The following is a 23,505-nucleotide window of genomic DNA, read 5'->3' as shown; positions in this document are numbered from 1 at the left end:
CGGTTCAGGCTGTATCGGACAAGGTCCCGGTGAAACCCGGTGTGCCTTGCACGATACAGCCCCGCCGCGTTATTGCAAATCACGCTCCAGCACCACCACCCGTTGGCCTGCGCCAATGCCGCTGCCGGGCTGCACCGGAATTTCCCGCACGGTGCCGGCGAACGGTGCGACTACCGGGATTTCCATTTTCATCGACTCCAGGATCACCAGCACATCTCCCGCCGCCACGCGTTCGCCAGCGCTGACCTGCACTTGCCAGAGATTGCCGGCGATGTGGCTGTCGATGCTGTATTCGTTGGCCTGCAAGGGCGTGTCTGCGCCCTGTGGTGCGGCGAGTTCCTCGCTGTCGAAATGCGCCTGGCCGCTGGCGATCCAGCGTTCGCGTTCGGCGTTGAACGCGCGCTGCTGTTGCCCGCGAAACGCGCCGATGCTTTCGGCTTCCTGCGCGAGAAAGGCCTGGTAATCCGTCAGGTTCAACTGGCTGTGTTCGATGTTCAGTTCAAACCGCCCAAGGGGGAAATCCCTGCGAATCTGCACCAGCTCATCGGCGCTCACCGGGTAAAAGCGGATCTGGTCGAAGAAGCGCAGCAACCAGGGTTTGCCATCGAACGCGGCCACTTCCCGGTAGCGGTTCCACATCTGCAAGGTACGCCCGACGAACTGATAACCGCCGGGGCCTTCCATGCCGTAGACGCACAGGTAGGCGCCACCGATGCCCACGGAGTTTTCGGCGGTCCAGGTGCGTGCCGGGTTGTACTTGGTGGTGACCAGGCGGTGACGCGGGTCCAGCGGCGTGGCCACGGGCGCGCCGAGGTAGACGTCGCCCAGGCCCATCACCAGGTAGCTGGCATCGAACACGGTGTGGCGCACTTCGTCGAGGTTGGCCAGGTCGTTGATGCGGCGGATGAACTCCAGGTTGCTCGGGCACCACGGGGCATCCTTGCGCACGGTGGTCATGTATTTTTCGATCGCCAGTTGGCAGGCCGGGTCGTCCCAGGACAGTGGCAGGTGGACGATGCGCGACGGCACCTGCAGGTTTTGGCTGGCGCAGACGGCGTGCCATTCGGCGGTGATCAGCGCCAGGAGGTCGGCGAGGGTAAGTTGTTCGGGCTGGTAGTGGATTTGCAGGGAGCGGATGCCGGGTGTCAGGTCGATGACGCCGTGCAGGGCTTGTGCTTCGAGGGCTTGCATCAGGGCGTGGGCGCGAAAGCGCAGCACCAGGTCGAGTTCCGGGGCGCCGATTTCCAGGAGCAGGTGGGTGTCGCCGGCGAGGCGGGCGACGAGGCGGGTGTCGGCCTGGCCGATGTCCAGAACAACAGGCGACCTGATCGTTCCCACGCTCTGCGTGGGAATGCATCCTGTGACGCTCTGCGTCATTGCGTCGACAGCGGGACGCGGAGCGTCCCAGGCGGCATTCCCACGCAGAGCGTGGGAACGATCCCAGTTCAAGGCGAGGTCTCGGGCGGTCTTGATGTCGACGGGGGTGAAGCAGATTTTGTCACCCGCCTTGAGCTGGCCCAACTGCCACAAGTCCGCCTCGATCACCGTCACCGGGCATACAAACCCACCCAGGCTCGGGCCGTCGGGGCCGAGGATCACCGGCATGTCCCCGGTAAAATCCACCGCACCGATCGCATACGGATTGTCGTGAATATTCGACGGATGCAACCCCGCCTCACCGCCATCCGTACGCGCCCACAGAGGCTTCGGCCCGATCAACCTCACACCCGTGCGGCTGGAGTTGAAATGCACTTCCCACTGGGTGGCAAAGAACGTCTCGATGTACTCGGGCTTGAAGTATTCCGGCGCGCCGTGGGGGCCGTAGATCACCCGCAGTGTTCGCACCTCGCCAAGCGGTTCAGGCACTAGCGTATTGCCGCAACTGACATCCTCCAACGGCAGTAAGTGCAACACATCACCCGCCCGCAAAGCCCGCCCGCCATGCCCACCAAACTGGCCAAGGGTGAAGGTACTTTTGCTTCCCAGATAATCCGGAACCTGCAGCCCGCCGCGCACGCAAAGGTAGCTGCGAGCACCGGCCCCGGCGATGGTGCCCAGGCTCAAGGTTGCGCCCGCCGGGATCAGCAACGCGGTGTTCATCGGTACCGCTTCATCATTCAAGCGCAGCACAATGTCTGCACCCGTCACCGCCACCACCGCCGCACAATTGAAGCGCAGCAACGGCCCGCTCATGGTGATTTCCAGCGCAGCGGTGCCCTCGGCATTGCCCAGCAGGCGATTGCCCAGGCGCAGCGCACGACTGTCCATCGGCCCCGACGGCGGCACGCCTACGGCCCAGTAACCGAGGCGCCCCGGATAGTCCTGCACACTGGTTTGCGTGCCGGCGCTGAGCACTTCAAACGTGTTGGCGTGGTACACCAAATCTTCAAGGCAGCGCGTCCACGGATGGCCACTGGCGAACGGTGTAGCGAGCAGAATCTGGCGCAGATAATCGCGGTTGGTTTCCACGCCGTACAGTTGGCTGTTGCTCAGGGCTTGATGCAAATCCAGGCGTGCCTGTTCGCGGGTCGGCGCCCAGGTGATGAGCTTGGCGATCATCGGGTCGAAGTAGGGCGGAATCTCGCAACCGGCCTCCACCCACGTGTCGATGCGCAGGCCTTCAGCGACCGGGAAGTCCACATACGTCAAAAGCCCCGGGCTTGGCTGAAACTCCCGGCCCGGATCTTCGGCGTACAGGCGTGCCTGAATCGCGTGGCCGTGAGGCTTCAGTTGCAGTTCCCGCAATGGCGGCATTTCCCCGGCGGCCAATTGCACCATCCAGCGCACCAGGTCCACGCCCCACACTTGCTCGGTGACGCCATGCTCCACCTGCAACCGGGTGTTCACTTCCAGAAAATAGAAGCGGCCATCGGCGCTATCAAAGATAAATTCCACGGTGCCGGCGCTGCGGTAATTCACTGCCTTGGCCAGGGTGATGGCGGCACGGCACAGCTCATCCGCCATGCCGTCGGGCAGGTTCGGCGCCGGGGTTTCTTCAAGCACTTTCTGGTTGCGCCGCTGCACCGAACAGTCGCGCACGCCGAGGGCGATGACCTCGCCGCAGCCGTCACCAAACACCTGCACTTCCAGGTGCCGGGCGTGTTGGATGTACTTCTCGATAAACACACCGGCATCGCTGAAATTGTTCTGGCCCAGGCGTTTCACCGCCTCGAAACAGTCGCGCAATTCATCGGCGCTGTAGCACACGCGCATGCCGATCCCGCCACCACCGGCGGTGCTTTTAAGCATGATCGGATAGCCCAGGGTTTCCCCGGCCAGTAGTGCGGCGTCGAGGCTGTTGAGCAGCTCGGTGCCTTCCAGCAGCGGGATGTTGTGCTGCCTGGCCAACGCGCGCGCGGTGTGCTTGAGGCCGAATACCCGCAGCTGTTCCGGCGTCGGGCCGACGAAGGCGATGCCTGCTGTTTCGCAGGCTTCGGCGAAGGCGGCGTTTTCCGATAGAAAGCCATAGCCGGGATGAATCGCGGTGGCGCCACACGCCTTGGCCGTGGCGAGGATTTTCTCCACCGACAAATAGGTGCCGGCCGCCGCGCCTTCGCCCAGGCTGTAGGCCTCATCCGCTTGCTGGATATGCAGGCTCGCGGCATCGGCTTCGGAATACACCGCCACGCCCTTGACCGAAAGCTCACGCAAGGTGCGCAGGATGCGGCAGGCGATGGCGCCACGGTTGGCGATCAACAGTTTTTCGAACATGGCAAAACCCCGCAGGCCGATGAGTGCTCGGCCTTGTCCTGGGATGCGGGCCGTCCCGCAAATGTGGATGGCGCTGCGGTCGTCCGCAGCGCAAATTTCAACACCAATGGAGATCAACTGTGGGAGCCGGGCTTGCCCGCGATGGCGGTGGATCAGTCACCCCATATGTCGGCTGATCCACCGCTATCGCAGGCAAGCCAGCTCCTACCGGTCATCTCCACAGTTGATCTTCAGCGTTTTCGCAGGCACTGCCCGGCCCGGGCCTGGCACAGGGCGAACAACCACCGGCGCAACCGCTTGATCTTCAGTTCCATACCAGTAACTCCGCAGGGGTTGGGTTGTAGCCGTTGCACGGGTTGTTCAGTTGCGGGCAGTTGGAGATCAGTACGATCACGTCCATCTCGGCCCGCAGGTCGACGTACTTGCCGGGGGCGGAAATCCCGTCCTCGAAGGTCAACCCGCCATCGGCGGTCACCGGCACGTTCATGAAGAAATTGATGTTCGGCCCGATGTCGCTTTTACCCAGCCGGCCATCGTGGGCACAGGCCCGCAGATAGTTGTCACGGCAGCTGTGCATGTAGCGTTTTTCCAGGGCGTAGCGCACGGTGTTGCTCTCTTGGGCGCAGGCGCCGCCAAGGGTGTCGTGGCGTCCGCAGGTGTCGTCGACGATGGTCAGCATCGGCTGGCCGAGGTTGGAATACAGCACGCTGCCGGTGCTCAGGTACACGCTGTTTTGCCGACGCAGGGTGCGCTGCACGTCGTAGCGTTCCCTGGGGTTTTTCAGGCTGTAGAACAGCGTGTCGACCGCCTGGTTGCCCTCAAGGTCGAGGATGCGCAGGGTCTGGCCGGCCTTGACTTCCATCAGCCAGGGTTCGCCGGCGGGAATGGTCGCGCGGTACACGGCCGCGTCCGGTTGTTTGGCGAGTGCGATAGACATGGCAGGTCCTCAGGCGAACAGACGGTCGGTGTTGATAAAGCCGCGCTCGTTTTCCGGGCGCGAGGTTCGGCAGTGTTCGGCGACGCTTGGGTCGGCGTTCATCCAGCTGAGTTTCAGCGGCTGCGGCGCGTACTCGGGGTTGGGGTCCATGGGATGTTGCAGCGCGGTGAGCACCACCAGTGTGTCCATCGGTGCGTAGAGTTCGATGTAGTCGCCGGCCTTGGAGTGACCGGGGACAAAGTGCAGGCTGCCAGCTTCATCTACCGTGACTTTGCTGAACAGATTGAGGGTCATCAGCAGGTCGGACAGCCCCAGGCCCCACTTGCCCAGTTCCACCAGCAGGTTGTCGGTGCCGTTGCGGTAGAAGCCGTTGCGCAGCTCTTGATAGCGGCCTTTGCCGTATTTTTCCGCGACCTCGGAGGCGCATGACACGCCGCCGATGCTGTCACTCCAGCCGCAGGTGTCGGCGGTGATGGCAGCCAGCACGCGGCCCATGTCCGAGTACAGGCAATGGCCGTTGGTGAGCTTGGCGGTGTGTTGGCATTTGAGGCTGTCGGGCAGGTTCAGGCGCTCGGTTTTTTCATTGGCATTGAGCAGGGTCAGGCTGACGTTGGCGCCGCCGCGAATGTCGGTGAGGCGCAGCAGTTGGCCGCGCTTGAGTACAAAGGAACGGTGGCCGCCGCCGGGGAGCATTTCCTCGGCGAAAGGTGGGAACAATTGAGTTGAGTCGGTCATTTGGAAGTGGCTCCAAGTTCGGCGGCGATCGCCTTGCGGCGCTCGCTGTTCAAAGGGATGTCGTAGGTGATACGGGCGCCGTAGGCGCCGGGGGCGTGTGGGTCGAGGCGCACCTTGTCGAATACCAGCAAGCGGGTGCCGAGGCTGAAGCCTTCACTCAGGTCGTGGGTGACCATGAACACCGTCAGCCTGGTTTCGCGCCACAGCTCCAGCAACAGCAGGTGCATGTCTTTGCGAATGCCCGGGTCGAGGGCGCCGAAGGGTTCGTCCAGCAGCAACACGCGGGGCTTCATGATCAGCGCCTGGGCGATGGCCAGCCGCTGCTGCATACCGCCGGAAAGCTGCGCCGGGTACTTGTCCAGGGCATGGCCCAAACCGACTTTATGCAGCAGCGCTGCGGCCTGTTCCCGGGCCTGTTTTTTCGCGCTGCCGAACAGGCGGCCGAGCAACGCTGAACGCGGCAACTCAAGGCCCAGCGCAACGTTGTCCAGCACCGTCAGATGCGGGAACACCGAGTAGCGCTGGAACACCACGCCACGGCTGGCATCGGGTTCGGCGGCGAGCGGTTTACCGTCCAGCAGGATCTCGCCATGGCTGGCGGTTTCCTGCCCCAGCAGCAGGCGCAGGAAGGTCGATTTGCCGCAACCGGAGGTGCCGACCAGGGTGCAGAATTCGCCTTCGGCCACGTGCAGGTTCAGGCGCTCCAATACCACCTGGTCGCCATAGCGCTGCCACACATTGTTGACGCTGATAAAACTCATGCCCGCGCTCCTTCGTACCAGGGGAACGCGCGCCGCGTCAGGGCCTTGAGGCCCCAGTCCATCAGCCAGGCCAGCAGGGTGATCCACACCACGTAGGGCAGGATCACGTCCATCGCCAGGTAGCGGCGCACCAGGAAGATCCGGTAACCCAAACCGTCGGTGGAGGCGATGGCTTCGGCTGCAATCAGGAACAGCCACGCCGAGCCGAGCATCAGGCGCAGGGAGATCAGCAAGCGTGGCAGCAATTGCGGCAGCACCACCCGCAGCATCAGGGTCCAGGTGGAGGCGCCGAGGGTCTGTGCCTTCACCAGCAACTCCACGGGAATTTCCCGTGCCCGCTGTTCCAGGTCCCGCGCCAGGGCCGGGGTGATACCGATCACGATCAGCATCACTTTCGACAATTCCCCCAGCCCGAACACGATGAACAGGATCGGCAGGATCGCCAGCGGCGGCACCATCGACAGCACCGTCAGTAACGGCGACAACGGTGCGCCAAACAGCGGCAAGGTGCCGGCTGCAATGCCCAGGCACAGGCCGGCGAGGGCGCTGATGCCCAGGCCGATCGCCAGGCGGCGCAGGCTTGAGGCGCTGTCTTGCCACAGCACGTATTCACCGGTGCGAGTGTCGGCGCTGAAGGCCAGGCGTTTCACTGCGTCGCCCATTTGTGCGGCGCTGGGCAGCAGCTTGTCGTTGGGGTTGTCTGCCAGGCGCTCGGCCGAGCCCACGAAGTAGGCGAACAGCAGCAGGGCGAAGGGCAGCAGCACCAACAGCAGGCGACTGGAGCGTTCCGGGTGACGGTTGATCAGGCGCATGGCCGCGTCCTCTTACAGCGTGCCGTCGGCGGCCATCTGTACGTAGCTGGGGTCGAAATGCAGCTTGAGGTTGGCGGTGTCACCGCGGGTCACGCCATTGGCGAAGCTCATGCCCACGGCGTTGGTGTCCTTGGCACCTTCACCCAGCAGGCCGTGTTTAAACGAGAACTCGGCGACTTTGTCCATGGTGGCGGGCAACTGCGCGCTGGTGGCAAAGGCCAGGGCTTCCTTGGGCGTGGCGAACAGCTTGGTGGTGTCCAGTTGCGACTGGAAGCCCTTGAGGTCGGTGCCGGAGGCCTTGGCCATGTGCTCCAGGGCGTCGGTGCTGGCGGCGTTTTTCGCGTTCATCAGCGCCACCACTTCAAACCAGGCGCCGGTCAACGCTTTGCCCAGCTTGGGGTTGTCCTTGAGGGTCTGGGTGTTGACCACCATCATGTCCATGATTTCGCCGGGCACTTTGCTGGAGTCGAACACTTCGGTGACACCGGGCTTGGCCTTGATCTCCGAGAGCATCGGGTTCCAGGTGGTGACGGCCTTGACCTGGTCGGTGTTGAAGGCGGCGGCGATGTCGGCGTCGGAGGTGTTGACCACTTTCAGGTCTTTTTCGCTGAGGTTGGCCGACTCCAGGGCGCGGGCCAGCAGGTAGTGGGACACGGAAAGTTCCACCAGGTTGACGTTCATGCCCTTGAGGTCGGCGACGGTCTTGCCTTCACCTTTGATGACCACGCCATCGTTGCCATTGGAGAAGTCGCTGACCACCAGCGCGGTGCTGTCCACGCCGCCGGCGGCGGGAATGGTCAGGGCGTCCATGTTGGTCATGGTGCAGCCGTCGAACTGGCCGGCAGTGTACTGGTTGATGGATTCGACGTAGTCATTGAGCTGCACCATGTCGATCTTGATGCCGTACTTCTTGGCCCACTTGTCGAGGATGCCTTGGCTGCCGGCGTATTCCCACGGCATCCAGCCGGCATAGATCGTCCAGCACACGCTGAAATGGTCTTTGGGGGCGGCTTGGGCGGAAAAACTCACCACGGCGGCGAAGGCGGCGGCGAGCAGGGCGGGTAAACGTATCGAGGGCATGGATGCTTCTCCAGTTGATCAAGGGCGAGCAGGAGCAACGCGGCACCGTGAACGGTGGCTTGTCTCCCGGGCTTTTATCCCGCCGTGTAACCTCAACTGGAGGTCGCCGACTCTCGGACCAGCCACTCGCCTTAGCGAGCCGGAACCCTAGTCAGCCATTGCAAATTGTGGTGCCGCGAACCTGTGATGACTCCTGCACGGGAGAGGTAAAGCGAGAGTCGTGCCAAGTGGCACGGGTGCAGTAATGGCGTGGGTTGGCGCCAGGAGGAGGGAGAAACGTGCAGGGAATATGCATTGTGGTGGTGCGGGGTTGCACTGCAATGAGGCGACCGGCAGATGTATCAATCTATGTCTAAATCGCACCAGATTCCGTTTTTGATGTCAGATATTTCGTCAGGCAGTGAAAGCTGTTTGCCGCCCCCCAGCGTCGCTGGGTGTGCTCTTCCGCGGTCCAGGAGGCCGCCATGTATCGTCGACTGCTTCTCATCGCTTTGCTCGGCTTGACCCTGTCTGCGTGCGCGCCTTATTACGGTGGCGGCCAGGCCTACTACGGTTCCGAGGTCTACACGGCGCCCGCGCCGGCGTATTACTACGGCGGCGGCCCGTATTACCATTACCGCCAGGGTTACTATCCGCCACCGCAGCGTTATTACCCGTCGCCGCGTTATTACCAGCCGGCGCCGCGCTATTATCCTGCGGGGCCGCGCGCGGGTTATCGGCCTTACCCAAACCAGGGTTGGGGCAACAGTCACTGGGGTAATGGTGGCGGACATGGCCAGGGTGGTGGTCAGGGTGGAGGCCGTGGCGGCGGTCATCGCTGATAGGAATAATTGGAAAAACGGCGCTCAGGCGCCGTTTTTGTTTACCGTTGGTCGGCACTGTCATATTTGACAGCTATCCTGTGGGTTACGCCTGTAGTTAATTGGGAGCAGTCGCCTGTTTGGCGTATCGCTTCCAGCATCGACTGATGGAACCCATGACATGAACGTCAGCCCGCTCTACCTGTTATTTTTTGCTTTTCTTGGCGTCAGTACGTTGGCAGCAGCGCAATCCTGTCCTTACCCGAGTGTTGTACGCTACGTTGACGGTCACTTTCAGGGAACTGACAGCGACTCGCCATGGATAAGCCAGGCAATGAGCGGCGGGGAATTCGTGGAAACCTTTGTCGGCGCGCTTTTTACTCCAAGCGAGCAGGACGAGCGCAAGCATGGCTATCTGGAAAAGTGCATTTATAAAACCCTGAGGGGTAAGACAGTCACCCTGAGGTACGGCACGGCTCAAGCCGGGGGCTCAATGTCGCTGGCAGATACCACGCATTGGGTACCGGGCACCGATGCTTTCGGGCAACAGATTTTCCAGTGCGACGACCACCAACCCGATAATTGTGCCTTCACGTTCGAGGGCAAAAAAGCGCCGGCGGACGCTCAATAGTCAGACAGGTCCGCCAGCGGATGCCGCCCTTCCCAGACCTTGTGGAAGTGCGCCTGCACCACGGCCTCGGGGATCAAGTTGATGTCCGGCCAGTGCCAGTGTGGCTGCTGGTCCTTGTCGATCAACCGCGCCCGCACACCTTCGCTGAATTCCGGGTGACGGCAGCAGTTCAGGCTCAAGGTGTATTCCATCTGGAACACTTGGGCCAGGGACAGGTGCCGCGCTCGCTGGATCTGTTCCCACACCAGGTGCGCGGTCAGCGGGCAGCCTTCGTTCAGGGTCTTGCCTGCGCGGCGGAGCAGCGGGTCGGTGTGATCGCGTAACTGGCTCAAGGCTCGCCACGCACAGCGTACATCCCCCACGTCCAGCCACTCGTCGATCTGCCCACGGCGCGGCAGCCATTGGGCTTCGGGCAACTGGCCGGCGGCTTCCTGGGCCAGGGCCTTGAGCAGGCTGTTGAGCTGCATGTCGGTCTGTTCCTGCCAGTTCAGTTGCAGCAGGCCTTCAAGCAGTTCGTCTTGTTGTTCATCCAGCAGGAAACGGTCAGCCAGGCCCAGGTCCAGGGCGTCGCGGCCATTCATATGGGCGCCGGTCAGGCCGAGGAACAACCCCAACTTGCCGGGCAGGCGAGACAGGAACCAACTGGCGCCCACGTCCGGGTACAGGCCGATGCTGATTTCCGGCATGGCCAGGCGGCTGCTCGGCGTGACGATACGCACGGCGGCGCTTTGCAGCAAGCCCATGCCACCGCCCAGCACATAGCCGTGGCCCCAGCAGATCAGCGGTTTGGGATAGGTGTGCAGGCGGTAGTCGAGGCGGTACTCCGCGGCGAAAAATTGCGCGGCCAGCGCCGGTACTTCGCCGGGATGTTCACGGCAGGCCTGGGCCAGGCTGCGCACTTCGCCACCGGCGCAAAAAGCCTTGGGGCTATTGCCGCGCAGCAGCACGCAGACGATTTGCGGGTCTTTGGCCCAGGCGTCCAGGCGTTCGCTCAGGGCCAGGATCATCGGCAACGACAAGGCATTGAGGGATTTTTCCGCGTCCAGGCTGGCGATGCCAACGCGGGCGCCGCCGGTGCCAATCAGCTCTTCGAAGTGCAGGTTCATCATGACCTCAATCGAGAAAGTGAAGGTTCAGTATGATCGCTTCGCAGGAAAGTGCGGTATCTGCGTCAGATCAATTGACAAGCAAGGTCGGCTTTCCTAGGGTTCGCCTCATTCTTTTGACTAGACAGCGTAACCATGACCACCGACGACCGTATCAAACTCGAACCCAGCTGGAAACACGCCCTGCGTGACGAGTTCGACCAGCCGTACATGGCCCAGTTGCGGGAATTCCTGCGCCAGGAGCACGCGGCAGGCAAGGAGATCTACCCACCCGGCCCGATGATCTTCAACGCACTCAACTCAACGCCCCTGGACAAGGTCAAGGTGGTGATCCTCGGCCAGGACCCGTATCACGGCCCGGGCCAGGCCCACGGCTTGTGCTTCTCGGTGCAACCGGGCGTACCGGCACCGCCGTCGCTGGTCAATATCTACAAAGAACTCAAGCGTGACCTGAACATCGACATTCCCAACCACGGCTACCTGCAAAGCTGGGCCGACCAGGGCGTGCTGATGATCAACACCACCATGACCGTGGAGCGCGCGAATGCCAACGCCCATGCGGGCAAGGGCTGGCAGTTCTTTACCGATCGGATTATTGAAGTGGTGAGCGAGCATCAGCCGCACCTGGTGTTCTTGCTGTGGGGCGCCCATGCGCAGGGCAAGCAGAAGCTGATCGACGCCACCAAGCACCTGGTGCTGACGTCGGTGCATCCGTCGCCGTTGTCGGCCTATAGAGGGTTTATTGGCTGCGGGCATTTCAGCCGCACCAACAAGTTTCTTGAGCAGAATGGCGAGACGCCGATCGAGTGGCGATTGCCGCCGGTTTGACATAGCTCCAATGTAGGAGCTGTCTCGCTAAAGCTCGACAGCTCCTACAATTGAACGTCTCTTGGGCTTCAGATTTTGTCTGGCTGCCGGTTCCAGTGCCGAAACAAAGGCTCCGCCAGAAACAGCACAAACAACAAACGCATCACCTGCATCGCCGTCACCAATGGCACCGACAATTGCAGGGTTTCCGCCGTCAGGCTCATTTCCGCAATTCCGCCTGGCATCATGCCCAGTGTCAGCGAACGCAGGTCCAGATGTGTGAGTGCGCTCAAGCCCACAGCCGCCAGCGTCGCAATCAACATGGTCAACGCCGTACCGATCAACGTACGTCCCATGAACAACGGCGCGCGCCGGAAGAACTGCCGGTTGAAGTGGCAGCCCAGGCCGCTGCCGATCAGCCACTGGCCGATCTGGCTGCCGCCGTCGGGCAGCCCGATGTGCAAGTCCCAGGTAATGCTGGCGGCGGCACTGACCAGCAGCGGCCCGAACAGCCAGGGGTTTGGCTGACGCAAGCGTTGCCAGCCCCAGGCCACCAGGGCGCCGACGGGAAACAGCAGCGCCAGCCAGGTCCAATCCACCGTCGCCGGATGAAACTGCGGGGCACCTTCCCCCAGCAAATACTTGAACGCCGCCGGCACGCAGAGCACCACCACCAATACCCGCAAACTCTGGCCCGCCGCGACGCGGCTGAGCACTGCGCCATTGCGTGCGCCGAGGTTGACCATCTCCCCCGACCCACCCGGCATGCTCGAGAAAAACGCCGTGGCACGGTCTTCACCGCTGCGGCGCATCAACCACACACCCACGATGCTGGAGAGGCTGGTGACCAGCGCGCCGAAGAAGATCAGGCCGAAGTGGCTCATCACCTGCTCGATCACCACCGGGGTGAAGTGCAGGCCGATGCCGATGCCCACCACCCATTGGCCGCATTTGCGGCCGCCGGGAATTTCCGCGAGCTGCCAGGGTGTCAGGCAGCGCACCAGGATGATCGCCAGCAACGAGCCGACCATGTACGGCAGTGGCCAGCCGATCTGGCTGGCGAGATACCCGCCCAGCAGACCGACCAGCGGTGTTGCCCACCAGTTTCTGAACGTGGCCTCAGACATCGGCCACGGCACGACGCTGCAGGGAACGCTTGCGCCAGATGCGCAGGAGCGGGAACAACAGCATCAAGGCCGTCAGTACCCATACGCCGAAGGTGATCGGGCTCGACCAGAGGATCTGCAATTCGCCGTTGGAAATCGACAGCGCACGACGCAGGTTCTGCTCCATCAACCCGCCGAGGATAAAGCCCAGCAGCACCGGCGAGAGCGGGAAATCCAGCTTGCGCAGGATGTAGCCGAAGATGCCGATGCCGACCATCAGGAACAGGTCGAAGGTGGTGGCGTGAACCGCGTACACACCGATCGCAGTGATGATGGCGATCACCGGCACCAGTGCCCAGTTCGGCACGGCAAGGATGCGGGTGAAGATGCGGATCATCGGGATGTTGAGGATCACCAGCATGATGTTGGCGATAAACAACGAGGCGATCAGGCCCCAGACGATGTCCGGTTGCTGTTGGAACAGCAGCGGGCCGGGGGTGATGTTGTACAGCGACAGGGCGCCGATCATCACCGCCGTGGTGCCCGAGCCGGGTACGCCGAGGGTCAGCATCGGCACCAGGGCGCCGCAGGCGGAAGCGCCGATCGCGGTTTCCGGAGCCGCCAGGCCGCGCATGTCGCCCTGGCCGAATTTACCGCTGGCACCGGCCAGGCGTTTTTCGGTCATGTAGGCCACGGCCGAGGCCAGTGTGGCACCCGCGCCCGGCAATACGCCCATGATGAAACCCAGCAGGCCGCAGCGAATATTCACGACGAATACCGCGCAAGCTTCCTTCAGGTTGAACATCATGCGTCCGGTGGCTTTCACGGCTTCCTGGCCACGGTGGGTTTTTTCCAGCAGCAACAGGATCTCGCTGATGGAGAACAGGCCCAATACAAGCACCACGAACTGGATGCCGTCGGTCAGGTGGATGTTATCGCCGGTGAAGCGGTATACGCCGCTGTTGGCATCGATACCCACTGCTGACAGAAACAGGCCGATCAATGCCGCGACAAAGGTCTTCAGCGGCTTGTCACCGGCCATGCCGCCCAGGCAGACGATGGCAAACACCATCAGTACGAAATATTCCGCCGGGCCGAAGGCAATCGCCCATTTGGCCAGCAGCGGGGCGAACAGTACCATGCCGCAGGTGGCGATAAACGCACCGATGAACGAACTCCACGCCGACAGCGACAACGCCACGCCCGCCAGGCCTTTGCGAGCCATCGGGTAGCCGTCGAGGGTGGTCATCACGGTGGAAGCTTCACCTGGGATGTTCAACAGGATCGAGCTGATGCGCCCGCCGTATTCGCAGCCCAGGTACACGGCCGCCAACAGGATCAAGGCCGACTCAGGCGGCAGCCCCAGGGCAAATGCGATGGGGATCAACAGCGCTACGCCGTTGATCGGCCCAAGGCCCGGCAACAGGCCGACCACGGTGCCGATCAAGGTGCCGCACAGTGCGGTGATCAGGTTGTAAGGGGTCAGTGCAACGCCGAAGCCCTGGCCCAAATAGCTGAACGTATCCATATCAGTTCTCCAGAACTTCAAGCAGGCCGAGCGGCAGCGGTACATCCATGGCCTTGTCGAACAGCAGGTAAAGACCGATGCTCATCAAGGTCACGATCACCACGCTGGGCATCCAGCGGCCGCCATACAGGCGCGCCATCGGAATGCCGATCAGCATGCTGCTGAGGATGAAACCCAAGGGTTCGAAGGTGCCGGCAAACACCAGCAGCAACCCGACGCAGATGCCGATCTTGATCAGGGTCTGGCGGTCCAGCGCGGGCTCTTCTTCTGTGTGCTTGGTGGGCTGTGGACGAAACAGCATGTAGATCAGGCCCAGGCCCATCAGCCCGAGCATCAGCAGCGGGTAGGCCCGAGGCCCTACCGGCTCGTAGGAAAACGACGCCTGATATGGCCAGGCCATCAGTGCGAGGCCGGCACATACCAGCAACATCACTGAGGCGAAAATGCGTTGTAAGAGCATGGGAAACTCCTTGGAGACTCTTGTAGGCGCGAGCTTGCTCACGAAGAACGCCAGGACGTCGCGTTTATACAGGCAGCACGCGTCATCGTTGAAGTTTTTCGCGAGCAAGCCCGCTCCCACAGAGGGGCGATTACTGGATCAGGCCGAACTCTTTGGCCAGCACTTTGTAGTCAGCCACCTGTTTCTTCACGTAGGTGTCCAGCTCCGGGCCGGTCATGGCGAACGGGAACAGCTCGCGCTGGTCACGCAGCTTGGCGAACTCTTCGGAAGCCAGCAGTTTGTCGAAGGCGTCTTTCCACCAGGCATAGTCTTCGTCGCTGACTTTTGGCCCGAGGTAGAAGCCACGCACCACCGGCCAGACGATGTCGTAGCCTTGTTCCTTGGCGGTCGGGATGTTCTTCATTTCCGGCTCGTCCAGGCGTTCGTCGGAGAACACCGCCAGCAGGCGCATGTCACCACTGAGGATGTGCGGCATGGAGTCGGAGATGTCGGTACTGCCTACCTGGATATGGCCGCCGAGCAGGGCGGTGGCGATCTCGCCGCCGCCTTCCAGTGCCACGTAGCGCAGGTCACGCGGGTTGATGCCGGCGGCCTTGGCGATCAGGGCGGTTTGCATCCAGTCCTGGCTGCCGACGGTGCCGCCGGAACCGATGACCACGCTGCCCGGATCTTTCTTCAGGGCCTTGACCAGATCGTCGAGGTTTTTGTAGGGCGAATCGTTTTTCACCGCGATGGCACCGTAGCTGGTGCCGACGGCCGCGAGCCAGCGCACGGCGCTTTCATCGAAGCGGCCAAATTTGCCCTGGGCCAGGTTCAACAGCGAGCCGCTGGACCACGCCACCAGCGTGCCGGCGTCGGCCGGACGCTGCGCCACGACGGCGTTGTAGGCCACCGCGCCCACGCCGCCGGGCATGTAGGTCACGCGCATCGGCTTGCTCAACAGTTTCTCGTTGACCAGCGCGCTCTGCGCCAGTTTGCAGGTCAGGTCGAAACCACCGCCGGGGGACGCCGGGGCGATGCACTCCGGGCGCTTGGGCTCGGCGGCCAGCAGTTGGCTGGCGAACAGCATGCAGCTGGCCGTCAGGGCAAATTTACGCAGTGAAAGGGTCATGTTCATCTCCATCATTGTTGTTATGAGGTTGCTGTTACCAGAGTGCGACGCTGTAGCTCACCAGCAGGCGCACTTCATCCGCATCACGGGCCGAATAGTTGGAACGGTAGGTGGCATTGCGCAGACGCACGGCCACGTCCTTGAACGTGCCGCTTTGCACCACGTAGCGGATCTCGCTGTTGCGTTCCCACTCCTTGCCGGTCTCGCCGTTCTTGAGCTTGATGTTGTCACCCGACAGGTAACGGCTCATGAAACTCAGGCCGGGAATCCCCAGCTTGGCGAAGTCGTAGTCGTAGCGGGCCTGCCAGGAGCGTTCTTCGGCGCCGGCAAAGTCGTTGATCTGCACGAAGTTGACAAGGTAAGGATCGCTACCGTCCACGTAGGGAAAGGCGCTGTCGCCGGACATGTGCTGGTAACCGGCGCTGAGCTTATGGCCATTGAGGGCATAGCTGAAGAGGCCGTTGAGGGAGGTGTTGTCGATCTTGCCGCCGCGCGCCGCGCCGGTGTCGTCACTGACGGCCAGGCGCAGGTCGGCGCCGAAGGTGCCGGGGCCCATCGGGCGCGAGGCCACGAGGCCGAGGAAATGCTGGCGGTACACGTCGTCGAGTTGGGCGAAGTGGTAGCTGCCGGTGATCTTGTCGGCGAATTTATAGTCCACGCCGCCGAAGTCGAAATGCTTGCCGGTGGCGCCGCTGAGGAAGCGGCTGTTCTTGTTGTTGAGGCCGATGTCTTCGTAGTTGGTGTCGTCGCGGTCCTTGGCCTTGTTCAGGCGGCCGCCGGTGAACACCAGGTTCTTGAATTCCCTGGAACTGAGCAGGCCGCCTTCAAACGTCTGCGGCAGGATGCGCCCGTCGTTGGGCTTGAGGATCGGCAATTCGGGGATCAGCGCGCCGATCTTCAGCTCGGTGGCGGAGATCTTCACTTTGCCGGTCAGGCCGAGTTTGGAATATTCGTTGGCGGCGCGGCCGTCGTCGTGGGTCGGCAACAGCCCGGTGCCGGTGCGGTCGGGGCTGGAGTCGAGCTTGACCCCGAGCATGCCCAGCGCATCCACGCCGAAGCCGACGGTACCGTCGGTATAGCCCGACTGCAGGTTGAGCATGAAGCCCTGGGCCCACTCGTCGCGCTTGGATTGTTGTGCGCTGGTGCCGTCGCGAAAGTCGCGGTTGAAGTACATGTTGCGGGTTTCGAGGGTGGCGGTGCTGTCCTCGAAAAAGGCGGCCTGGCCTGCGGGCGAAAAGCCGGCGAGGGCGGCGGCACTGGCAAGGGCGGTCTGGGTGATACGAGAAGAACGAGCAGGCGGCTGTGTGCGCAGCATCGTGGGTGTACTCCGTTATTGTTCTTATTTTGGCGAAAACGCTTCGAGGCGTTTTTCGGGCGCTATGGGTGAAATAGCTCGGCAGGCGAAACCCACCGTGGCTGGATGCTAAAGGGCGAAGCTTTCACTAACCTTTCAGTCGCCTTTCAATGTTTTCGGGCTTCACAGCGCAGGCCGCGCCTGTAAACTCCCCGGCAAAGCGTGGCGCCGACCACCCCCGAACGAGGTAAAAACCCATGCGTGTCCTTCTGGTCGAAGACCATTTGCAGCTAGCCGAAAGTGTCGCCCAAGCGCTCAAGAGCACGGGTTTGACCGTCGACGTGTTGCACGACGGAGTGGCGGCGGACCTGGCCTTGAGCAGCGAGGAATACGCGGTGGCGATTCTCGATGTGGGCCTGCCGCGCATGGACGGTTTTGAAGTGTTGGCTCGCCTGCGGGCCCGTGGGAAAAATCTGCCGGTGTTGATGTTGACCGCACGCAGCGATGTGAAGGACCGCGTGCATGGCCTCAACCTGGGCGCGGATGACTACCTGGCCAAGCCGTTCGAACTGACGGAGCTGGAAGCCCGGGTCAAGGCGCTGCTGCGCCGTAGCGTGCTGGGCGGTGAGCGGCAACAGGCGTGTGGCGTGCTGATTTACGACCTGGATACGCGGCGCTTCACCCTGGGCGGCGAATTGCTGACGTTGACCTCCCGCGAGCAGGCGGTGCTTGAGGCGCTGATCGCGCGTCCTGGCCGGGTGATGAGCAAGGAGCAACTGGCCTCCCAGGTGTTTGGCCTGGATGAAGAGGCCAGCCCCGATGCCATCGAAATCTACGTGCACCGCCTGCGCAAGAAACTCGATGGCCAGCCTGTAGCCATCGTCACCTTCCGTGGCCTGGGGTACCTGCTGGAAGCCCGCGATGCATAAGCCCAGCAGCCTGCGCTGGCGCCTGCTGTGGAACCTGGCGCTGTTGCTGGTGGTGTTGATGATTGCCAGCGGCTTGAGCGCTTACTGGAATGGGCGCGAGGCGGCGGACACGGCTTACGACCGCACGCTGTTGGCCTCGGCGCGGACCATTGCGGCCGGCCTGTCCCACCGCGACGGCACCTTGAGTGCCGATGTGCCCTACGTCGCCCTGGATACGTTCGCCTACGACAGCGCCGGGCGAATCTACTACCAGGTCAACGATATTCACCAGAAGCTGATTTCCGGCTACGAAAACCTGCCGGGCCCGCCGCCGGGCACTCCACGCACCGATGACTATCCGGCGCTGGCGCGCTTTTATAACGCCAGGTATCAGGGCCAGAACGTGAGAGTGGTCAGCCTGCTCAAGGCAGTCTCCGAACCGAACATGAACGGCATGGCGGAAATCCGCGTGGCCGAAACCGACGAAGCGCGGGTGGCGATGGCGCGCAGCCTGATGGCCGATACCTTGCTGCGCCTGGGGATGCTGGCCATCGGTGCATTGTTGTTGGTGTTCTTTGCCGTGAGTGCGGCGCTGCGGCCGTTGGAGCGCTTGCGCACGGCCGTGGAAGAGCGTCAGCCCGATGACCTGCGGCCATTGCCGCTGGTGGAAGTGCAGCATGAATTGGGCCCGCTGGTACATGCGCTCAACCATTTCACCGAACGCCTGCGCGGGCAGTTCGAGCGCCAGGCACAGTTTATTGCCGATGCCGCCCATGAGCTGCGCACTCCGTTGGCAGCGCTCAAGGCACGCTTGGAGCTTGGCCTGCGTGCCGAAGACCCGGCTACCTGGCGCACCACCCTGGAAACCGCAGCCCAGGGCACTGATCGCCTGACTCACCTGGCCAATCAATTGCTCTCGCTGGCGCGCATCGAAAACGGCGCCCGGGCGATTGCCGAAGGCGGGGCCCAGTTGCTGGACCTGAGCCAGTTGGCTCGCGAGCTGGGCATGGCCATGGCGCCGCTGGCCCATGCGCGTGGCGTGGCCCTGGCGCTGGAGGCGGATGAACCGGTGTGGCTGCGGGGCGAGCCCACCTTGTTGAACGAGTTGTTGAGCAACCTGGTGGACAACGCCCTGGCCCACACGCCCCCGGGCGGCAACGTGATCTTGCGGGTCACGGCGCCGGCGGTACTTGAGGTGGAAGATGACGGCCCGGGCATCCCGCTGGATGAGCGGGACCGAGTGTTCGAGCGCTTCTATCGGCGCAGCCAGCAGGGCTTGGGGGCGGGCTTGGGGTTGGCGATTGTTGGCGAGATCTGCCGGGCACATCTGGCGCAGATCAGCTTGCATGACGGAGAGTTGGCGGGTTTGAAAGTGCGGGTCAGTTTTATCGCGGGGTAATCAGTAGAACATCGACCGTGCTTCATCCAGCTCGGCGCGCAAGGTGTCGCTGTAGGGGTCGAGTCGCAGCTTCTTGATCGCAGGTACCGTCAATATCGGCACGCTGGCCAGCGGGTGGTCAGTGTCGCGGTGGCAATACAACACGGCGACCTGCACCAGGTCGATATAGTCCAGGCGCTCGGAGTCGCGCTCAAGGTTCATGTACTGCGCCGGCAGGTTCACCAGCATTTCCGGGAAGTCCCAGCGCCGCAGCAGCTTGTCCCCCAGCAACGGGTGGATGCTTTCAATCACGTGATCGAGGCTGACCGGATCGGACAGCAGCTCATAGTGATCTTCGGCGAAGGTCAGGATCGGCAGCACGCCAATCTGGTGCACCAGCCCACCCAGCGCCGCCTGGTCAGGCTTCAACTGGCTGTGGTTGCGGCACAACGCATAGCTCACGCCGGCCACTTCCAGGCTGCGCCGCCAGACATCGCGCATCTTCTGTTCGACCACTTCGGAACGGGCGTGGAAGATCTGTTCCATCACCAGGCCGATCGCCAGGTTGCTGCTGTAGTTGGTGCCCAGGCGGGTGATGGCGGTGTGCAGGTCGGTGACTTCCTGGGTCGCGCGCAACAGCGGGCTGTTGACCACTTTGATCAGCCGTGCCGACAAGGCAGTGTCACGGCCGATCACTTTGCTCAGGTGGCTGATGCTGATGTCCGGGTCTTCGGCGGCCTGGCGAATGTTCAGGGCCACTTCCGGCAGCGTTGGCAGAACCAGGTCATCGTTATCGATGGCCACAACCAACGCCTGTTGGACTTTTTCCGCCAGCTTGTTCATTCAAGATCTCTAGGGTGTAGCAAAAAGGTACGACGATCAGCGCTGGATCTCGCGATCACGGTCCAGCTGGTAGGGCAGGTCGAGCAGCTGAAGGCCCGGGCCTTCCAGCGTGCCTACATGCACATCGCCACTCTCTGCTGCTTCGGCTTGCAGCACCGCTAGAAGTTCAATCGCCTGATCGGCACGGGCGGCAAGCACCACCTCGCCGATGGCGCTGTTGTGATTCGGGGAAAACAGTGGGGTGCCGGGCTCAGGCAGCTCGCCGGCATTCAGGCTCAGGCGATACAGGCGACGCTTGAGTTTGCCCAAATACTGCATGCGCGCGACGATTTCCTGGCCGGTGTAGCAGCCTTTCTTGAAGCTGACGCCGCCGACGGCTTGCAGGTTGAGCATCTGCGGGATGAACAGTTCGCGGGTCTGGGGCATGACCTGGCCGATACCGGCACGGATCTGGCCCAGCAGCCATTGGTTCAGTTCACCTTCGTTCAATTGTGCGGCGAGTTGGCTGTGCAGGGTTTGAGCTTGGGCGGCGGGGGCCCAGAGTTCGGCACGGCCCGGCGATACGCGGATGGCGATCAGGTCGTCGCTGCGCACCACGCTGTCGGTCTCGGCGGGTAGTTGGAGGCCGAGGCCGGCCAGTACCTGATCGGCATCCGACACACCGAAACGCGCCCAGGCAGCGCTTTCGTCGGTGAGTTTGGATTTGGAGAACACGGCGTACTTTTTCAGGTCCGCCAGTTGTGGCTCCAGCAGTTCGGTGGCCATGGCCAGCAACACGCCATCGCCTTGCAGCAGGATGCGGAAGCTCGACTGCATGCGCCCTTTCTGGGTGCAGCGCGCGCCCAGGCTGGCCTGGGTGTCACTCAGGTAGTTGAGGTTGCAGGTCAGTTGTCCCTGGAGGAACTTGGCAGCGTCGGAACCGCGGACGGCGAGAACGCCTTCGTGGGACAGGGGGCAGAAAAAAGCAGAGTCAGCCATGGGTCATCGCAGGTTAAAAAGTCATGAGTGCATCATAGAGGGGCGCCCGGCAAATGGATAGTTTCCGTATGGCCGACCAAAGCCGACTGTTCCAGGCAGCTTCGGCCTGTATACTTGCGCTCTATTTGAGGAGCGCTCCATGGTCGAAGATGTAGAACTCAATCGCCTCTACTGGCACAGCCGCCGCGGCATGCTTGAACTGGACGTGTTGCTGGTACCGTTCGTCAGGGAGGTCTATCCGCACCTCAACGACGTCGACCGCGACTGCTACCGCAAGCTGCTGGAATGCGAGGATCAGGACATGTTCGGCTGGTTCATGGAACGCGCCGAATCGGAAGACCCGGAGCTGCAGCGCATGGTTCGGATGATTCTGGATCGTGTCCAGCCCAAGTAATACGTTCGAATGCCGCTGGCACGCCTCCGGGCAGTTGCTGGCGGCTTATCTTTTCGCCCAGGCGTTCGCACTGGGTGCGCTGTGGTTTCTCGATGTGTCCCGGTGGTTCGGAGCCTTTGGCGCCTTGTTGTGCCTGGCCCATGCCGGTTGGGTATTGCCGCGTCATATCCTGCTGACTCACCGTTCGTCGATCCGTGGCCTGCGCCGCGACGAGGATGGCTGGCAGTTGTGGAGCGCCGCGCGTGGCTGGCACAGCGTGCAACTGCGCCCCGACAGCCTGGCGTTGCCGTTGATCGTGGTGCTGCGCTTTCGGGTGCAGGGTGACTGGCGGGTGCGTTCGATCTGTGTGCCACGGGATTCGCAGGCTACCGATGTGCATCGGCGCCTGCGGGTGCGCTTGAAATTCAGCCGCCGTAGGTGGTTGGCACCAGAATAGTGTCGCGCGCTTCGGGCAGCATTTGCGGGTAGTCGAGGGTGTAATGCAATCCCCGGCTTTCCTTGCGCTCCATGGCCGAGCGGATCATCAGTTCCGCCACCTGGGCCAGGTTGCGCAGCTCGATCAGGTCGCGGCTGACTTTATAGTTGCTGTAGAACTCGTCGATCTCATCCAGCAACAGTCGAACCCGGTGCTGCGCCCGCGCCAGGCGCTTGTTGGTGCGCACGATGCCCACGTAGTCCCACATGAAGCGCCGCAGCTCGTCCCAGTTGTGGGCGATGATCACGTCTTCGTCCGAATCGGTCACCTGGCTGGCGTCCCAGCGGGGCAGGGCGGCCGGCACCGGGATGCGCGGCAGCTGTTCAAGGATGTCGGCGGCGGCGGAGCGGGCGTACACGAAACACTCCAGCAACGAATTGCTGGCCATGCGGTTGGCGCCGTGCAGGCCGGTGAAGCTGGTTTCGCCAATGGCGTACAGGCCGGGCACGTCGGTGCGGCCGTTCTGGTCGACCATCACGCCGCCGCAGGTGTAGTGCGCCGCCGGGACGACCGGGATCGGGCCCTTGGTGATGTCGATATTGAACGCCAGGCAGCGCTCGTAGACCGTCGGGAAATGGGTCTTGATGAAGGCTTCGGGCTTGTGGCTGATGTCCAGGTAGACGCAGTCGATGCCCAGGCGCTTCATTTCATGGTCGATGGCCCGGGCGACGATGTCCCGCGGGGCCAGTTCTGCTCGTGGGTCGAAGCGCTGCATGAAACGTTCGCCGTTGGGCAGCTTCAGGTGTGCGCCTTCGCCGCGCAGGGCTTCGGTGATCAGGAAGCTCTTGGCCTGCGGGTGATACAGGCAAGTGGGGTGGAACTGGTTGAATTCCAGGTTCGCCACCCGGCAGCCCGAACGCCAGGCCATGGCAATGCCGTCACCGCAGGCGCCGTCGGGGTTGCTGGTATAGAGGTAGACCTTCGCTGCGCCGCCCGAGGCGAGAATGGTGAAGCGCGCGCCGTAGGTGTCGACTTCGCCGCTGGCCCGGTTGAGCACGTAGGCGCCGAGGCAGCGTTCGCCCGGCAGGCCAAGGCGCTTTTCGGTGATCAGGTCGACGGCGACCCGCTGTTCCAGCAGTTCGATGTTGGGGCGTTGCCGGGCCTGGGCGAGCAGGGTCTTGAAGATCGCGGCGCCGGTGGCGTCGGCGGCATGGATGATCCGCCGATGGCTGTGGCCGCCTTCGCGGGTCAGGTGGAACTCGAAGCCGCCGTCGTCGGTACCGGAATGTTCGTCGCGGGTGAAGGGCACGCCCTGGTCGATCAGCCACTGGATGGCTTCGCGGCTATGCTCGACGGTGAAGCGCACCGCTTCTTCATTGCACAGGCCGCCGCCGGCATTCAGGGTGTCTTCGACGTGGGATTGCACGGTGTCGGTGTCATCGAGCACCGCGGCGACACCGCCCTGGGCCCAGAACGTCGAGCCATTGGCGAGGTCGCCCTTGCTCAGTACGGCTATGCGCAGGTGGCCCGGCAGGGTCAGTGCAAGGCTCAAGCCCGCGGCGCCGCTGCCAATCACCAGGACATCGTGTTGAAACTGTTGGCTCATTTGAAGGATTCCGCAAAAAGCGATCCGTAGGGGGCGCAAACAGGACGCCTGGATCGGCGAATCAAAGGGTGACACGGCCCACTAGTATATAGAGGGGGGGAGCG

Annotated in this window: 22 protein-coding genes and 1 riboswitch; of the genes, 7 read left to right on the top strand and 15 right to left on the bottom strand. The window is 62.7% G+C overall.

What is annotated here, in order from left to right:
* Positions 1–69: 69 nt before the first annotated feature.
* The 6 genes from uca to HX814_RS16805 all read right to left on the bottom strand — a co-directional run bounded on the left by uca (position 70) and on the right by HX814_RS16805 (position 8,036).
* On the bottom strand, positions 70–3,711 hold the full coding sequence (gene uca, locus HX814_RS16830; protein WP_177008911.1) for an urea carboxylase: 3,642 nt from the start codon (positions 3,709–3,711) through the stop codon (positions 70–72).
* A gap of 304 nt (positions 3,712–4,015) precedes the next feature.
* Entirely contained in the window at positions 4,016–4,648 is a 633-nt protein-coding gene (locus HX814_RS16825) for an urea amidolyase associated protein UAAP2 (protein ID WP_003212037.1), read from the bottom strand.
* 9 nt (positions 4,649–4,657) lie between these two features.
* Complete coding sequence (locus HX814_RS16820) at positions 4,658–5,383, bottom strand: urea amidolyase associated protein UAAP1 (protein ID WP_003212035.1); 726 nt, start codon at positions 5,381–5,383, stop codon at positions 4,658–4,660.
* Positions 5,380–6,144: an ABC transporter ATP-binding protein gene (locus HX814_RS16815; RefSeq protein ID WP_003212032.1), complete on the bottom strand. Its 765-nt coding sequence runs from the start codon at positions 6,142–6,144 to the stop codon at positions 5,380–5,382. The genes HX814_RS16820 and HX814_RS16815 overlap by 4 nt, the downstream gene beginning before the upstream one ends.
* On the bottom strand, positions 6,141–6,956 hold the full coding sequence (locus HX814_RS16810; protein WP_003212030.1) for an ABC transporter permease: 816 nt from the start codon (positions 6,954–6,956) through the stop codon (positions 6,141–6,143). The genes HX814_RS16815 and HX814_RS16810 overlap by 4 nt, the downstream gene beginning before the upstream one ends.
* Before the next feature lie 12 nt (positions 6,957–6,968).
* Positions 6,969–8,036: a putative urea ABC transporter substrate-binding protein gene (locus tag HX814_RS16805; protein ID WP_008437831.1), complete on the bottom strand. Its 1,068-nt coding sequence runs from the start codon at positions 8,034–8,036 to the stop codon at positions 6,969–6,971.
* Positions 8,037–8,097: 61 nt separating this feature from the next.
* A riboswitch (guanidine-I (ykkC/yxkD leader) is annotated at positions 8,098–8,198 on the bottom strand.
* Between the two features lie 302 nt (positions 8,199–8,500).
* On the opposite strand from HX814_RS16805, the gene HX814_RS16800 reads away from it, so the two are divergent.
* Both HX814_RS16800 and HX814_RS16795 read left to right on the top strand, forming a co-directional pair.
* The gene (locus tag HX814_RS16800) at positions 8,501–8,857 is read left to right on the top strand and encodes a hypothetical protein (protein ID WP_003212026.1); all 357 of its coding nucleotides are present in this window, start codon (positions 8,501–8,503) and stop codon (positions 8,855–8,857) included.
* A 160-nt stretch (positions 8,858–9,017) separates the two neighbouring features.
* Complete coding sequence (locus HX814_RS16795) at positions 9,018–9,467, top strand: DUF3757 domain-containing protein (RefSeq protein ID WP_177008912.1); 450 nt, start codon at positions 9,018–9,020, stop codon at positions 9,465–9,467.
* On the opposite strand, the gene HX814_RS16790 is transcribed toward HX814_RS16795, so the two are convergent.
* Positions 9,461–10,573, bottom strand: a complete 1,113-nt coding sequence (locus tag HX814_RS16790; RefSeq protein WP_177008974.1) for an enoyl-CoA hydratase/isomerase family protein — start codon at positions 10,571–10,573, stop codon at positions 9,461–9,463. The two genes, HX814_RS16795 and HX814_RS16790, sit on opposite strands and share 7 nt — an antisense overlap.
* 135 nt (positions 10,574–10,708) lie before the next feature.
* On the opposite strand from HX814_RS16790, the gene ung reads away from it, so the two are divergent.
* Positions 10,709–11,401, top strand: coding sequence for a uracil-DNA glycosylase (ung, locus tag HX814_RS16785; protein ID WP_003212020.1), 693 nt, complete (start codon positions 10,709–10,711; stop codon positions 11,399–11,401).
* Positions 11,402–11,469: 68 nt separating this feature from the next.
* On the opposite strand, the gene HX814_RS16780 is transcribed toward ung, so the two are convergent.
* The 5 genes from HX814_RS16780 to HX814_RS16760 form a co-directional block, all read right to left on the bottom strand.
* Positions 11,470–12,507: an AbrB family transcriptional regulator gene (locus HX814_RS16780; protein ID WP_003212018.1), complete on the bottom strand. Its 1,038-nt coding sequence runs from the start codon at positions 12,505–12,507 to the stop codon at positions 11,470–11,472.
* Positions 12,500–14,014, bottom strand: coding sequence for a tripartite tricarboxylate transporter permease (locus HX814_RS16775; RefSeq protein ID WP_087692609.1), 1,515 nt, complete (start codon positions 14,012–14,014; stop codon positions 12,500–12,502). The genes HX814_RS16780 and HX814_RS16775 overlap by 8 nt, the downstream gene beginning before the upstream one ends.
* A gap of 1 nt (position 14,015) precedes the next feature.
* The gene (locus HX814_RS16770; protein ID WP_008437838.1) at positions 14,016–14,474 is read right to left on the bottom strand and encodes a tripartite tricarboxylate transporter TctB family protein; all 459 of its coding nucleotides are present in this window, start codon (positions 14,472–14,474) and stop codon (positions 14,016–14,018) included.
* Positions 14,475–14,604: 130 nt separating this feature from the next.
* The gene (locus HX814_RS16765) at positions 14,605–15,591 is read right to left on the bottom strand and encodes a tripartite tricarboxylate transporter substrate binding protein (RefSeq protein WP_166742143.1); all 987 of its coding nucleotides are present in this window, start codon (positions 15,589–15,591) and stop codon (positions 14,605–14,607) included.
* A gap of 28 nt (positions 15,592–15,619) precedes the next feature.
* On the bottom strand, positions 15,620–16,900 hold the full coding sequence (locus tag HX814_RS16760; RefSeq protein WP_008437839.1) for an OprD family porin: 1,281 nt from the start codon (positions 16,898–16,900) through the stop codon (positions 15,620–15,622).
* A gap of 236 nt (positions 16,901–17,136) precedes the next feature.
* Between HX814_RS16760 and HX814_RS16755 the strand changes: the two genes are divergently transcribed.
* Positions 17,137–17,808, top strand: a complete 672-nt coding sequence (locus HX814_RS16755; RefSeq protein ID WP_003212008.1) for a response regulator — start codon at positions 17,137–17,139, stop codon at positions 17,806–17,808.
* The gene (locus tag HX814_RS16750) at positions 17,801–19,186 is read left to right on the top strand and encodes a sensor histidine kinase (RefSeq protein ID WP_003212006.1); all 1,386 of its coding nucleotides are present in this window, start codon (positions 17,801–17,803) and stop codon (positions 19,184–19,186) included. The genes HX814_RS16755 and HX814_RS16750 overlap by 8 nt, the downstream gene beginning before the upstream one ends.
* On the opposite strand, the gene HX814_RS16745 is transcribed toward HX814_RS16750, so the two are convergent.
* Entirely contained in the window at positions 19,187–20,008 is an 822-nt protein-coding gene (locus HX814_RS16745) for an HDOD domain-containing protein (protein WP_003212004.1), read from the bottom strand.
* Between the two features lie 36 nt (positions 20,009–20,044).
* Positions 20,045–20,986 (bottom strand): folate-binding protein YgfZ, encoded by a 942-nt coding sequence (locus HX814_RS16740; RefSeq protein ID WP_087692607.1) that lies wholly within the window; start codon positions 20,984–20,986, stop codon positions 20,045–20,047.
* A gap of 139 nt (positions 20,987–21,125) precedes the next feature.
* On the opposite strand from HX814_RS16740, the gene HX814_RS16735 reads away from it, so the two are divergent.
* Positions 21,126–21,380 (top strand): succinate dehydrogenase assembly factor 2, encoded by a 255-nt coding sequence (locus HX814_RS16735; protein ID WP_003212000.1) that lies wholly within the window; start codon positions 21,126–21,128, stop codon positions 21,378–21,380.
* Positions 21,364–21,816, top strand: coding sequence for a protein YgfX (locus HX814_RS16730; protein ID WP_177008913.1), 453 nt, complete (start codon positions 21,364–21,366; stop codon positions 21,814–21,816). The genes HX814_RS16735 and HX814_RS16730 overlap by 17 nt, the downstream gene beginning before the upstream one ends.
* Here the strand turns inward: HX814_RS16730 and nadB are convergent.
* The gene (nadB, locus tag HX814_RS16725; protein WP_003211997.1) at positions 21,785–23,401 is read right to left on the bottom strand and encodes an L-aspartate oxidase; all 1,617 of its coding nucleotides are present in this window, start codon (positions 23,399–23,401) and stop codon (positions 21,785–21,787) included. The two genes, HX814_RS16730 and nadB, sit on opposite strands and share 32 nt — an antisense overlap.
* Positions 23,402–23,505 lie beyond the last annotated feature (104 nt).

The organism is Pseudomonas sp. C8002, from assembly GCF_013385765.1.
Classification (GTDB): Bacteria; Pseudomonadota; Gammaproteobacteria; order Pseudomonadales; family Pseudomonadaceae; genus Aquipseudomonas.
Note: the sequence above shows the minus strand (reverse complement) of the source record. Positions and strands in the feature narration are given on the sequence as shown.